At 60.4% G+C, this 13,554-nt stretch carries 7 protein-coding genes, 3 rRNA genes and 1 riboswitch; of the genes, 7 read left to right on the top strand and 3 right to left on the bottom strand.

Annotation, left to right across the window (positions count from 1 at the left end; all coding sequences use genetic code 11):
* The first annotated feature begins 265 nt into the window (after window positions 1-265).
* Window positions 266-1,801, top strand: coding sequence for an FAD-dependent oxidoreductase (locus tag ACSQ8Y_RS22795; RefSeq protein WP_436268696.1), 1,536 nt, complete (start codon window positions 266-268; stop codon window positions 1,799-1,801).
* A 61-nt stretch (window positions 1,802-1,862) separates the two neighbouring features.
* Here ACSQ8Y_RS22795 and rrf read toward each other — a convergent pair.
* The 3 genes from rrf to ACSQ8Y_RS22810 form a co-directional block, all read right to left on the bottom strand.
* Window positions 1,863-1,975: ribosomal RNA gene (rrf, locus tag ACSQ8Y_RS22800) — 5S ribosomal RNA — on the bottom strand.
* Window positions 1,976-2,117: 142 nt separating this feature from the next.
* Window positions 2,118-4,992, bottom strand: a 23S ribosomal RNA gene (locus ACSQ8Y_RS22805).
* A 202-nt stretch (window positions 4,993-5,194) separates the two neighbouring features.
* Window positions 5,195-6,725, bottom strand: a 16S ribosomal RNA gene (locus ACSQ8Y_RS22810).
* The 16S, 23S and 5S rRNA genes sit together here, the layout of an rRNA operon.
* Window positions 6,726-7,113: 388 nt before the next feature.
* Here ACSQ8Y_RS22810 and cobT point away from each other — a divergent pair.
* The 6 genes from cobT (at window position 7,114) to ACSQ8Y_RS22840 (ending at window position 13,551) form a co-directional block, all read left to right on the top strand.
* Window positions 7,114-8,148 (top strand): nicotinate-nucleotide--dimethylbenzimidazole phosphoribosyltransferase, encoded by a 1,035-nt coding sequence (gene cobT, locus ACSQ8Y_RS22815; RefSeq protein ID WP_436268697.1) that lies wholly within the window; start codon window positions 7,114-7,116, stop codon window positions 8,146-8,148.
* Between the two features lie 10 nt (window positions 8,149-8,158).
* Window positions 8,159-8,956 (top strand): adenosylcobinamide-GDP ribazoletransferase, encoded by a 798-nt coding sequence (locus tag ACSQ8Y_RS22820; protein ID WP_436268698.1) that lies wholly within the window; start codon window positions 8,159-8,161, stop codon window positions 8,954-8,956.
* Complete coding sequence (locus ACSQ8Y_RS22825; RefSeq protein ID WP_436268699.1) at window positions 8,947-9,525, top strand: histidine phosphatase family protein; 579 nt, start codon at window positions 8,947-8,949, stop codon at window positions 9,523-9,525. The genes ACSQ8Y_RS22820 and ACSQ8Y_RS22825 overlap by 10 nt, the downstream gene beginning before the upstream one ends.
* Window positions 9,526-9,531: 6 nt before the next feature.
* Window positions 9,532-9,760: riboswitch (cobalamin riboswitch) on the top strand.
* Window positions 9,761-9,826: 66 nt separating this feature from the next.
* On the top strand, window positions 9,827-11,692 hold the full coding sequence (locus ACSQ8Y_RS22830) for a TonB-dependent receptor domain-containing protein (RefSeq protein WP_436268700.1): 1,866 nt from the start codon (window positions 9,827-9,829) through the stop codon (window positions 11,690-11,692).
* Window positions 11,693-11,758: 66 nt separating this feature from the next.
* Window positions 11,759-12,781, top strand: coding sequence for a FecCD family ABC transporter permease (locus ACSQ8Y_RS22835; RefSeq protein ID WP_436268701.1), 1,023 nt, complete (start codon window positions 11,759-11,761; stop codon window positions 12,779-12,781).
* Window positions 12,778-13,551, top strand: a complete 774-nt coding sequence (locus tag ACSQ8Y_RS22840) for an ABC transporter ATP-binding protein (RefSeq protein ID WP_436268702.1) — start codon at window positions 12,778-12,780, stop codon at window positions 13,549-13,551. Before ACSQ8Y_RS22835 ends, ACSQ8Y_RS22840 begins: the two co-directional genes overlap by 4 nt.
* Window positions 13,552-13,554: the final 3 nt, after the last annotated feature.

Consider the following 13,554-nt stretch of genomic DNA (forward strand, 5'->3'; position numbering starts at 1 on the left):
GAACTCCAGGCCACCGTTGGCGCTGGCGCCCTTGAAGGCGAGCGAGGAGACGCGCTGAGCGCCAGCACCATTGCCACGGACAACAGGGAGAGATGGAGGAGCTTCACGCCGCGGACCTCTTCTGAGTGAAAAGGGAAAGTCTACTCAGCCGTTATGACCGGCCAGTGACTGCGCCAGCAACGCGCCGCCAATCCCGGACATGGGTCAGACTAACGTCATCCAAACGCGCCTGAAAGAACCCATCAGAACAGCGAAAGGAGATTTTATGCAAACCACCACCAATGGCGCATCGGCCTCTATCTGGCATGCGACCACCGAAGTTCCCAGCTGCACGCCCTTGAATGGGAGTGCCGTTGCCGATGTCTGCGTGATCGGCGCGGGCATCGCGGGCCTCACGACGGCTTACTTGCTGTCCAGCCACGGGCGCAAAGTCACGCTCATCGATGCGGCCGGCATCGGCGCCGGCGAAACCGGCCGCACTACTGCCCACTTATCCCCTCCCGATGAATGGTATGCCGGCATTGAAGAGGCGTTCGACGCGGCGCGCGCGGCGCTGGTGGCCGACGCCTACGCCAGCGCCATCGACATGGTGCAGAGCATCATCGCCAAGGAGGACATCGCCTGCGAATTCGAACGGCTCGACGGCTATTTGTATGCCCTGCCCGGCAACGGCTTCCAGGACCTCGACAAGGAACTCGACGCCGCCAGGCGGGCGGGCGTGAACGCCGAACGGCTCGCCCGCGTGCCTGGCATTCCCTTCGATACCGGTCCCTGCATCCGCTATGCCAACCAAGCCCAGTTTCATCCCCTCAAATACCTGAGCGGCCTGGCAAGGGGGCTGGTGAAGAACGGCGGGGTCATATACGGCGGCACACGCGCGGATAGCATCGACGGCAACCCCGACGGGCAGACCGTGTTCACCGGCCGCGGCGAGATCCGCGCGGAGTCGGTCGTCGTCGCCACCAATACGCCGTTCAACAACCGCGTCGTCATGCACACCAAGCAGGCGGCCTACCGCACTTATGTGATCGGCGTGGCCGTGCCGAAGGGCAGCCTGCCGCACATACTGCTGTGGGACACGGGCGATCCCTATTACTACGTCCGGCTCGAAGCGGCGGGCGCGCCCGAGGGCCATGAAGTGCTGGTGGTGGGTGGGGCCGACCACAAAGTGGGCCAGGATGCGCACCCGGAACATCGCTACGGCGAGCTTGAACGATGGGTGCGCGAGCGCTTTCCCATGGCCGGGGCCGTGCTGTACCAATGGTCGGGAGAAGTGATGGAGCCGTCGGACGGCCTCGCCTTCCTGGGACGCAATCCCATGGATGAGGATAACGTGTACATCATCACCGGCGATTCCGGCAACGGCATGATGCACTGCACGATAGGCGGCATGCTGATCACCGATTTGATACTCGGCAAGGAGAACCGCTGGGCTGGCCTGTACGATCCGTCGCGCAAAATGCTCCATGGCGTGTCGGACTTCGTCAGCGAGCAGGCCAACACGCTGGCGCAGTACGGCGACTGGGCAAAGGGCGGGGAGGTGGAATCCGTGCAGCAGATACCGCCGGGGCAAGGCGCGATCCTCAACCAGGGCATGCAGAAGATTGCGGTCTACCGCGATCCGCAAAACGGCTTGCATGCCTTGTCGGCAGCGTGCACGCACCTCGCTTGCGTGGTGCACTTCAATTCCGCCGAAACATCCTGGGATTGCCCCTGCCATGGCTCGCGTTTCGATACGAACGGCGCCGTGCTGCACGGGCCGGCCGTGTCGCCTTTGGCGGCGGCCGAGATCAAATCATAAAAGCGGGGTTTTAAAAGCAAAAAACCCCACCGGATCACCGATGGGGTTCTTCTTATAACTAGCTTGACGATAACCTACTTTCACACTGGTTGCAGCACTATCATCGGCGCAAAATCGTTTCACGGTCCTGTTCGGGATGGGAAGGGGTGGGACCGATTTGCTATGGTCATCAAGCTTTGACTTGTATCGAACTCAGTTCCCAGTGGGGCAACTGCGCTCTAAAATTCAGAAGAAGTATAATAATCTATTATGGTAGCGATTGTCAATCAACATATTTAACAACTGAGGTACTTCTCGCTATAACCATCAATGTTATAGGGACAAGCCTTACGGGCAATTAGTACTGGTTAGCTTAATGCATTACTGCACTTCCACACCCAGCCTATCAACGTCCTGGTCTCGAACGACCCTTCAAGGAGCTTAAAGCTCCGGGAAATCTCATCTCAAGGCAAGTTTCCCGCTTAGATGCTTTCAGCGGTTATCTCTTCCGAACTTAGCTACCCGGCAATGCCACTGGCGTGACAACCGGTACACCAGAGGTTCGTCCACTCCGGTCCTCTCGTACTAGGAGCAGCCCCCTTCAAATTTCCAACGCCCACGGCAGATAGGGACCAAACTGTCTCACGACGTTTTAAACCCAGCTCACGTACCACTTTAAATGGCGAACAGCCATACCCTTGGGACCGGCTACAGCCCCAGGATGTGATGAGCCGACATCGAGGTGCCAAACTCCCCCGTCGATATGAACTCTTGGGAGGAATCAGCCTGTTATCCCCAGAGTACCTTTTATCCGTTGAGCGATGGCCCTTCCATACAGAACCACCGGATCACTATGTCCTACTTTCGTACCTGCTCGACTTGTCGGTCTCGCAGTTAAGCACGCTTATGCCATTGCACTATCATCACGATGTCCGACCGTAATTAGCGTACCTTCGAACTCCTCCGTTACACTTTAGGAGGAGACCGCCCCAGTCAAACTGCCTACCATGCACTGTCCCCGATCCGGATCACGGACCAAGGTTAGAACCTCAAACAAACCAGGGTGGTATTTCAAGGTTGGCTCCACGATGACTGGCGTCACCGCTTCAAAGCCTCCCACCTATCCTACACAGATTGGTTCAAAGTCCAATGCAAAGCTACAGTAAAGGTTCATGGGGTCTTTCCGTCTAGCCGCGGGTAGATTGCATCATCACAAACACTTCAACTTCGCTGAGTCTCGGGAGGAGACAGTGTGGCCATCGTTACGCCATTCGTGCAGGTCGGAACTTACCCGACAAGGAATTTCGCTACCTTAGGACCGTTATAGTTACGGCCGCCGTTTACTGGGACTTCAATCAAGAGCTTGCACCCCATCATTTAATCTTCCAGCACCGGGCAGGCGTCACACCCTATACGTCCACTTTCGTGTTTGCAGAGTGCTGTGTTTTTATTAAACAGTCGCAGCCACCAGTTTATTGCAACCCTTTCGCCCTATCACAGTAAAGTGACCAAGCTACCGGGGCGTACCTTTTCCCGAAGTTACGGTACCAATTTGCCGAGTTCCTTCTCCCGAGTTCTCTCAAGCGCCTTAGAATACTCATCTCGCCCACCTGTGTCGGTTTGCGGTACGGTCTCGTATGACTGAAGCTTAGAGGCTTTTCTTGGAACCACTTCCGATTGCTTCACGCACTAGTGCGCTCGTCCCGCTCCCTTGAATTACGCACCCGGATTTGCCTAAGTGCCTTCTATGAAGCAGAAACTGACTATTCCAACAGTCAGACAACCTTCCGCGATCCGTCCCCCCATCGCATCATACGACGGTGCAGGAATATTAACCTGCTTCCCATCAGCTACGCATCTCTGCCTCGCCTTAGGGGCCGACTCACCCTGCTCCGATGAACGTTGAACAGGAAACCTTGGGCTTACGGCGTGGGGGCTTTTCACCCCCATTATCGCTACTCATGTCAGCATTCGCACTTCTGATACCTCCAGCATCCTTTACAAGACACCTTCGCAGGCTTACAGAACGCTCTCCTACCATATGTACAAGTACATATCCGCAGCTTCGGTGACTGGCTTAGCCCCGTTACATCTTCCGCGCAGGACGACTCGATCAGTGAGCTATTACGCTTTCTTTAAATGATGGCTGCTTCTAAGCCAACATCCTGACTGTTTTAGCCTTCCCACTTCGTTTTCCACTTAGCCAATCTTTGGGACCTTAGCTGGCGGTCTGGGTTGTTTCCCTCTTGACGCCGGACGTTAGCACCCGACGTCTGTCTCCCAAGCTCGCACTCATCGGTATTCGGAGTTTGCAATGGTTTGGTAAGTCGCGATGACCCCCTAGCCATAACAGTGCTCTACCCCCGATGGTGATACTTGAGGCACTACCTAAATAGTTTTCGGAGAGAACCAGCTATTTCCAAGTTTGTTTAGCCTTTCACCCCTACCCACAGCTCATCCCCTAATTTTTCAACATTAGTGGGTTCGGTCCTCCAGTGCGTGTTACCGCACCTTCAACCTGGCCATGGGTAGATCACTTGGTTTCGGGTCTACACCCAGCGACTAGCGCCCTGTTCGGACTCGATTTCTCTACGGCTCCCCAATCTGGTTAACCTTGCCACTGAATGTAAGTCGCTGACCCATTATACAAAAGGTACGCAGTCACGGAACAAGTCCGCTCCTACTGTTTGTATGCACACGGTTTCAGGATCTATTTCACTCCCCTCCCGGGGTTCTTTTCGCCTTTCCCTCACGGTACTGGTTCACTATCGGTCGATTACGAGTATTTAGCCTTGGAGGATGGTCCCCCCATATTCAGACAGGATTTCTCGTGTCCCGCCCTACTTGTCGCACGCCTAGTTCCACACATCGCATTTCGTGTAAGGGGCTATCACCCTCTATGGCCGCCATTTCCAGGGCGTTCCACTATGCGTCATGCTAAAACGTGCAGGCTCTTCCCATTTCGCTCGCCACTACTTTGGGAATCTCGGTTGATTTATTTTCCTGCAGCTACTTAGATGTTTCAGTTCGCCGCGTTCGCTTTGCATGCCTATGTATTCAGCATGCAATGACCTAAAAGGCCGGGTTTCCCCATTCGGAAATTCTCGGATCAAAGCTTGATTGTCAGCTCCCCGAGACTTATCGCAGACTTCTACGTCCTTCATCGCCTGTAATCGCCAAGGCATCCACCATGTGCACTTATTCACTTGTCCCTATAACATTGATCCCTTGCGACTAACAAAGAACCGTTATAAAGCAAGAAGTACTACGTTGTTGCGTTTGTTGATATTGCAATCACTACCCAACGTCCGATCTTGCGATCGAACGAAAAATAATAAATCTTTACTTCTTCTGAATTTTTAAAGAACGGAACAATCGATAAGTGTGAGCGCTTGGCGTGTCGCCATACTCTAGAAAGGAGGTGATCCAGCCGCACCTTCCGATACGGCTACCTTGTTACGACTTCACCCCAGTCACGAATCCTACCGTGGTAAGCGCCCTCCTTGCGGTTAAGCTACCTACTTCTGGTAAAACCCGCTCCCATGGTGTGACGGGCGGTGTGTACAAGACCCGGGAACGTATTCACCGCGACATGCTGATCCGCGATTACTAGCGATTCCAACTTCATGCAGTCGAGTTGCAGACTACAATCCGGACTACGATACACTTTCTGCGATTAGCTCCCCCTCGCGGGTTGGCGGCGCTCTGTATGTACCATTGTATGACGTGTGAAGCCCTACCCATAAGGGCCATGAGGACTTGACGTCATCCCCACCTTCCTCCGGTTTGTCACCGGCAGTCTCATTAGAGTGCCCTTTCGTAGCAACTAATGACAAGGGTTGCGCTCGTTGCGGGACTTAACCCAACATCTCACGACACGAGCTGACGACAGCCATGCAGCACCTGTGTTACGGCTCTCTTTCGAGCACGCCTCGATCTCTCGTGGCTTCCGTACATGTCAAGGGTAGGTAAGGTTTTTCGCGTTGCATCGAATTAATCCACATCATCCACCGCTTGTGCGGGTCCCCGTCAATTCCTTTGAGTTTTAATCTTGCGACCGTACTCCCCAGGCGGTCTACTTCACGCGTTAGCTGCGTTACCAAGTTAATTAAAACCCGACAACTAGTAGACATCGTTTAGGGCGTGGACTACCAGGGTATCTAATCCTGTTTGCTCCCCACGCTTTCGTGCATGAGCGTCAATCTTGACCCAGGGGGCTGCCTTCGCCATCGGTGTTCCTCCACATCTCTACGCATTTCACTGCTACACGTGGAATTCTACCCCCCTCTGCCAGATTCTAGCCTTGCAGTCTCCATCGCCATTCCCAGGTTGAGCCCGGGGATTTCACGACAGACTTACAAAACCGCCTGCGCACGCTTTACGCCCAGTAATTCCGATTAACGCTTGCACCCTACGTATTACCGCGGCTGCTGGCACGTAGTTAGCCGGTGCTTATTCTTCAGGTACCGTCATTAGATGGGGATATTAGCCCCACCCGTTTCTTCCCTGACAAAAGAGCTTTACAACCCGAAGGCCTTCTTCACTCACGCGGCATTGCTGGATCAGGCTTGCGCCCATTGTCCAAAATTCCCCACTGCTGCCTCCCGTAGGAGTCTGGACCGTGTCTCAGTTCCAGTGTGGCTGGTCGTCCTCTCAGACCAGCTACTGATCGATGCCTTGGTAGGCCTTTACCCTACCAACTAGCTAATCAGATATCGGCCGCTCCAGGAGCACAAGGCCTTGCGGTCCCCTGCTTTCATCCGTAGATCGTATGCGGTATTAGCGTAACTTTCGCTACGTTATCCCCCACTCTTGGGTACGTTCCGATATATTACTCACCCGTTCGCCACTCGCCGCCAGGGTTGCCCCCGCGCTGCCGTTCGACTTGCATGTGTAAAGCATGCCGCCAGCGTTCAATCTGAGCCAGGATCAAACTCTTCAGTTCAATCTCTGTTTTAAGTCATTGCTGACTTTGGTCGCTCTTCAAAATAACTGACGATTCCTTCTTTCGAAGGTCACGTTTATTTCTTTTGTTGAGCGTTTAAATTTGTGAGTCGCGGCTTGCGCCGCGGGCTCCATCATCAAACGCCCACACTTATCGATTGTAATTTTTTAAAGAACCTGCTGAGTTTATTTGATGAAGCGTCGTGTTCATCGCAGCAGAGAGGCAGTATTATGAGGCTAGGCGTTAATTTCGTCAACCATCATTTTCCCGCTTCTCCTACGCTGTGAACAGTGTTCAGCAGCGCGGGGACAGAACTATAGCAAAGGCGCTCGCGTTCCGCAAGCCCACGCGGTACCATCGGAACACTTTCCTTTCTCTCATTATTGCCATGCCTATTCCAGCCATCTCCCCCACCGCCAATGCCGAGTTGTCCGTCGCACTGGATCGTTCTATTAATAACAAGACCAAGCCGCTCGGCAGCCTGGGTATATTGGAAACGTTGGCAAAACAGATAGGGCTTATACAAGGAACTGCGGCCCTCTCTATAAGGGAACCCGCCATCCTGGTATTCGCAGGTGATCACGGCGTGGTCGCGGAAGGCGTTTCCGCCTACCCGCAGGACGTGACCTGGCAGATGGTGGAGAACTTCCTGGCCCAGGGCGCCGCCATCAATGTCTTCGCGCGGCAGAACGCCTGCGCGCTGCATGTGGTGGATGCGGGCGTGAACCACGCGTTCGGCGCTCGCGACGGCCTGCACGACCGCAAGGTGGCCAATGGCACGCGCAACTTCGCGCAAGAGCCGGCCATGACGCCGCAGCAGTGCGCGGCTGCGCTGGAACACGGCATGGCGCTGGCGTCCGACCTGCCCGGCAATGTGGTCGGCTTTGGCGAAATGGGCATCGGCAACACCACCGCCGCTGCCGCGCTGATGCATAAACTGACCGGCATCCCGGTGGCACTATGCGTGGGCGCGGGCACCGGCCTGTCCAGCGAGGGCGTACTGCACAAACAGCGCGTCATCGAGGCGGCCGTCGAAAAGCACGCCGCCGCCACCGCACCGCTGGACGTGCTGGCGACCTTCGGCGGTTTCGAGATCGCCATGATGGCGGGCGCCATGCTGAAGGCGGCCGAGCAGCGCCAGGTGCTGCTGATCGACGGCTTCATCGTCACCAGCGCCTTGCTGGTGGCTGCGCGCCTGCAGCCCGCCATCCTGGACTACTGCGTGTTCGCGCACTGCTCGGATGAGAGCGGCCACAAGGCCATGCTGGACAACCTGGGCGAGCGCGCGCTGCTGAACCTGGGCCTGCGCCTGGGCGAAGGCACCGGCTGCGCGCTGGCCTTGCCGCTGCTGCGCGCGGCCGTGAACTTCGTGAACCAGATGGCGACGTTCGAATCCGCCCAGGTCAGCGAAAAGTCCGAGTAGGCGCCCCGCCATGCACCACGCCCTGCACCAGCTGCGGCTGTTCTTCACTGCACTGCAGTTTTTCACGCGCATCCCGATTCCGCGCTGGGTGGGTTTCGATCCCTCCTGGCTGCACCATGCGTCGCGTTACTTCCCGCTGGTGGGGCTGGTGGTGGCAGCCATCGCCGGCGCGGTGTACGCGGCGGCGGCCTGCCTGTTCCCCGCGCCGGTGGCCGTGCTGCTGGCGACGGCGGCCGGCATCTACGCCACCGGCGCCTTCCACGAAGACGGCTTCGCGGACATGTGCGACGGCTTCGGCGGCGGCATGACGCGCGAACGGGTGCTGGAGATCATGAAAGATTCGCGCATAGGCGCATACGGCGCGATCGGCACCATCTCCCTGCTCGCGCTCAAATGCGCGGCGCTGTCGCTGATGCCGCCCGCTGTCGCGGTGGCCGCGCTGTTCTTTGCGCATCCGCTGTCCCGCCTCGCGGCGACGTCGCTGATCTGGCGCATGGAGTACGCGCGCGCCGAGGGCAAGGCCAAGCCAATGGCGCAAGAGATGAGCGGCGCGGAATTCGCCGTCGCCTGCGCATGCACGCTGCTGCCGGCGGCCCTCATCGCCCGGATGGGATGGCTGCCATGGCCGGCGATCTGCGCCGCCGTGCTGGCCGCGCTGGGCGCCGCCGTCTGGCTGGGCCGCAAGTTCGCGCACCGAATCGGCGGCTACACGGGCGACTGCCTGGGCGCCGTGCAGCAGGTGACCGAAGTGCTGGTCTATCTGTGCGTGCTGGCCAGCCTTGGCCATGGCGCCTGGCCATGCGCCTGATACTCATCCGCCATCCGCAGCCGCTGGTGGCGCCAGGCGTCTGCTACGGCAGCAGCGACCTGCCCGCCGAACCGAAGGACCTCGAGCGTGTGCTGGCCGAACTGCGGACCAGCGCCAGCATCGGCTCCGGCAAGGCGCACGCCCCTTTGATCCCTGACGATACGCCGCTCTATGCCAGCCCGCTGCTGCGCTGCGCCGCGCTTGCCCATCGCCTCGGCACACCCGTGCTGGATGCGCGGCTGGCGGAAATGGATTTCGGCGCGTGGGAACTGCGCAGCTGGGACGACATTCCGCGCGCCGAAGTCGATGCCTGGGCGGCGGACCTGGTCCACTACCGTCCCGGCGGCGGCGAGAACGTCTTGCTGGTCGCCGCGCGCGTGGCGGCATTCCGCGCCGAGCTGCTGCGCCAGCCGCACGCGCAGGCCGCCATCATCTGCCATGCGGGCACCATCCGGCTGCTGACGGCGCTGCAGGCCGGCCTGCCGCTGCACGAAACCGCGCTGCTGGCGGCCGCCTCGCCGCACAAGACCGCCTACGGCGAAGCTGTCATTCTGGAAGCCTCCGCCTGAAAAAACGTATAATGACCGCGTTTTGGTGCCCGCGCGCATGTCCATGCGCGCAGTTAAACGGGAAACACGGCGCTGCTTCTTACTGAGAAAGCGGCCAACGTGTGCTGCCCCCGCAACGGTAAACAAGTGTCGCCCACGGCGACAAGCTGCCTCGGACTAACCACTGTGCTTTGCATGGGAAGGTGAGGCGGTCTAACTTGCGAGCCCGGATACCGGCCAAGACAGGTGGATGCGCGCTGCGCATCTGTTCAATCCAGCCCACGGGGAAGTAGGCTGGTTGCATACTAAAAAAAGATCCATTATGAGCTTTCCTGTTATTCGGCACGCGGCCGTCTCCTCGCTCGCGCTAGCTATTGCCGCGCCTTGCGCCTACGCCCAGACCGCCGCCGCTAGCGTCAATGCCAACGCCGTCATCGTCACCGCCACGCGCTCGCCGCAGCTGCAGCGCGACGTGCTGAGCGACTCCCTCACCCTGCTCGCGGACGACATCGCGCGCTCCGGCGCCGGCTCGATCACCGACCTGCTGCAGCGCCAGCGCGGCATCGAGATCGCCCGCAACGGCGGACCGGGTACCAATTCCAGCGTCTACCTTCGCGGCGCCAACCCCAACCAGACCGTGGTGCTGGTGGATGGCGTGCGCATCGGCTCGTCCACTTCCGGCACGGCCAGCTGGTCGGCCATACCGCTGCAGGCGATCGACCGCATCGAGATCGTATACGGCCCGATGAGCATCCTCTACGGCGCCGACGCCATCGGCGGCGTGATACAGATCTTCACCAAGAAGGGCGCGGGCGCGCCCACCGTGTCCGCCTTCGCCGGCGCAGGCAGCGACAAGACGCGCGCTTTCGACGCCAGCGTGTTCGGTGCCACCGGCGGCGAAAACAGCTTCAGCTACGCCCTGAGCGCGGGCAAGGAAAAGTCGGACGGTTTTTCCTCCACCAAGCCTGGCAGCACCCAGTACAACGCCGACAATGACGGCTATGACCGCGTCGGTACCTCCGGCCAGTTCGGCTTCCAGCTGGCCAAGGGCCATGAACTGGGCCTGGTGTTCCTGAACAGCCGCATCGACGGCCAGTTCGACAGCGGCGCCAGCAAATACAATACGCAGAGCCACAACAAGCTGGAGAACATCGGCGTGTTCAGCAAGAACCGGGTGATGGATAACTGGTATAGCACCGTGCAACTGTCGAAGGCGAATGACAAGTCGATTTCGGACACCGGCGTCGCCAGCACCTACAGCCAGATCAACAGCAGGCAGACCGATTTCACCTGGCAGAACGATTTCCGCATTGGCGACGACACGCTGCAGCTGCTGGCCGGCCACCGCGAAGAAAAGGTCCGGTCGGGCACCACCACCGCGCTGGGCAAGCAGCGCAAGACGGACTCGCTGGCCGCCGCCTACAGCCTGCAGCGCGGCGCGCACCTGGCTACCTTCGGCGCCCGCTCCGACGACAGCTCGCAGTATGGCCGCAATACCAGCGGTTCAGCCGCCTACGGCTATCGCGTCAGCAGCGCACTGCGCGCCAGCGCCAGCATCGGCACCAGCTTCCGCGCGCCCACTTTCAACGAGCTGTACTACCCGGGCTTCGGCTACGAGAACAACCAACCCGAGCAAGGCCGCAATGCCGAAGCCGGCCTGCAGTACGACGACGGCACGAACGAATTCGGCGCCAGCGTCTACCGCAACAAGCTTACCGACATGCTGGTGACCACCACGCCCTGCCCCGACCGCGCCCGCAAAGGCAGTTGCGCCTACAACGTCAACCACGCCATGCTGGAAGGCCTGACCGTGAACGCCAGCCGCCGCATGGGCGCCTTCACCGTGGCGGCCAACGCGGACTGGCAGGACCCGAAGGACGAGACCACCGGCAAGTCGCTGGCGCGCCGCGCGAAGAAGCACGGCAACGCCAGCGTCGAATACGAAACCGGCGCGCTGACCGCCGGCGCCGAGCTGCAAGTGTCCGCTTCCCGCTTCGACGACGCCGCCAACCGCAACCGCCTGGGCGGCTACAGCCTGCTGAACCTGTATGCCACCTGGCAGTTCGCGCGCGACTGGTCCGCGCTGGCGCGCTGGAACAACGTCACCGACAAGAACTATGAGGTGGCGCGCAACTACGCCACGCCTGGCGCCAAGTTCTTCGCCGGCGTGCGCTACGGCATCAGGTAGGTAAATCACGTTGTGGTGTAACCTTCCGCTCACGCGGAAGGCGCCACAACTCAACAAGAAAGCGACATGCATCCACTATCCCGCAACCTGCGCACGCGTGCGGCCGCCATCAGCGGCGCGCTGCTGCTGTTCGTCATCGCCAGCCTGCTGTTCTCAGGCGTGACGGGCTCGGTCCACATCCCGCTGGCCGATATTCCCGGCGCGCTTGAAGCGCTGTGGAACGGCCGCAGCGACAGCCTGGCCGCCACCCTGCTCGACCTGCGCGGCAGCCGCGCGCTGACGGCTTTCGTCACGGGCGCGGCACTGTCGCTGGCGGGGGTGATGATGCAGGCCCTGCTGCGCAATCCGCTGGCCGACCCCTACGTGCTGGGCATTTCCGCCGGCGCCGCGGTAGGCGCGCTGGCGGCGCTGCTGTTCATGTGCGCGGCCTGGATGGTGGATGCCGCGGCTTTCGGCGGCGCCGTGGCGGTGGCGATGCTGCTGTACTTCCTCGCGCGGCGCGACATGCGCAGCGGCGCGGCAGCCGAAGGCGGCACCGCCCTGTTGCTGCTGACCGGCGTGACCTTGACGGCGGCCTGCACGGCGCTGATCACGCTGATGCTTTCCATCGCGCCGGAAAGCCGGCTGCGCACCATGGTGTTCTGGATGATAGGCGACCTGTCCGGCGCGCCGATGCGCTGGCTGCCGTGGATTATCCTGGCCGGCGCCACCGTGTTCGCACTGCGCAGCGCGCGCGCCATCAACGTGATGGCGCTGCACGCCGAAGCGGCTGTCACGCTGGGCATCAACGTCGGCCTGCTGCGCAAGGGGCTGTTCTTCGTCTCCGCACTGCTGACCGCCAGTTCGGTGACCAACGCGGGCAGCGTGGGCTTTGTCGGGCTGATCGTGCCGCACGCCTGCCGCTTCGCTTTCGGCCCGGACCACCGGGTGCTGATTCCGGCCGCGATGCTGGCCGGCGGCGGCTACCTGGTCCTGGCGGACACGCTGGCGCGCACCGTGTTCGCGCCGCAGCAGCTGCCGGTGGGCGTGGTGACCGCCCTGATCGGCACCCCGGTATTCCTGTACCAACTCCACAGGCTGCGCAAATGATCGCCACCCAAGCACTGACACTGCGCATCGGCGCCCGCACGCTGGTCGACAAACTGGACTGGCAGGTGCGCGACGGCGAATGCTGGAGCGTGATCGGCCGCAACGGCGCCGGCAAGAGCACCTTGCTGCGCACCATGGCGGGCCTGATTCCGGTCGACGAGGGCAGCATCTCCATCCAGGGCCGCAGCCTGGCGGACTGGCCGCTGGCCGAGCTGGCGCGCGAGCGGGCCTTCCTGGCCCAGTCGCGCAACGACGCCTTCGCCTACAGCGTGATTGAAACCGTGCTGTCGGCGCGCCATCCCTACCACGGCGACCGCTATTGGGAGAACACCGACGACCACCGCATGGCCATGGACGCGCTGACGGCCATGGAGGTCGCGGAACTGGCATCGCGCAATGTGCGCACGCTGTCCGGCGGCGAGCGCCAGCGCGTGGCGATCGCCGCCATGCTGGCGCAGGACACGCCGCTGCTGCTGCTGGACGAACCGGCCAACGCACTGGACCTGGCGCACCAGGTGAGCGTGATGCGCCTGCTGGCGCGCCTGTGCCGCGAACAACATAAAACCGTGGTGATGGTCGGCCACGACCTCACGCTGGCGCACAGCGTCTCCACCCACGCCCTGCTGCTGATGGGCGACGGCCGCTGGCTGGCCGGGCCGGTGGCAGACGTGATGCAGCCCGCCATCCTGAGCGACTACCTGGACCACCCGATCGAGGTGATCCGGCATGGCCAGCGCCACATCTTCATACCGAAGGAAGAAACCGCATGACTG

This window comes from Pseudoduganella sp. LjRoot289, from assembly GCF_964252925.1.
Lineage (GTDB): Bacteria > Pseudomonadota > Gammaproteobacteria > Burkholderiales > Burkholderiaceae_D > Rugamonas.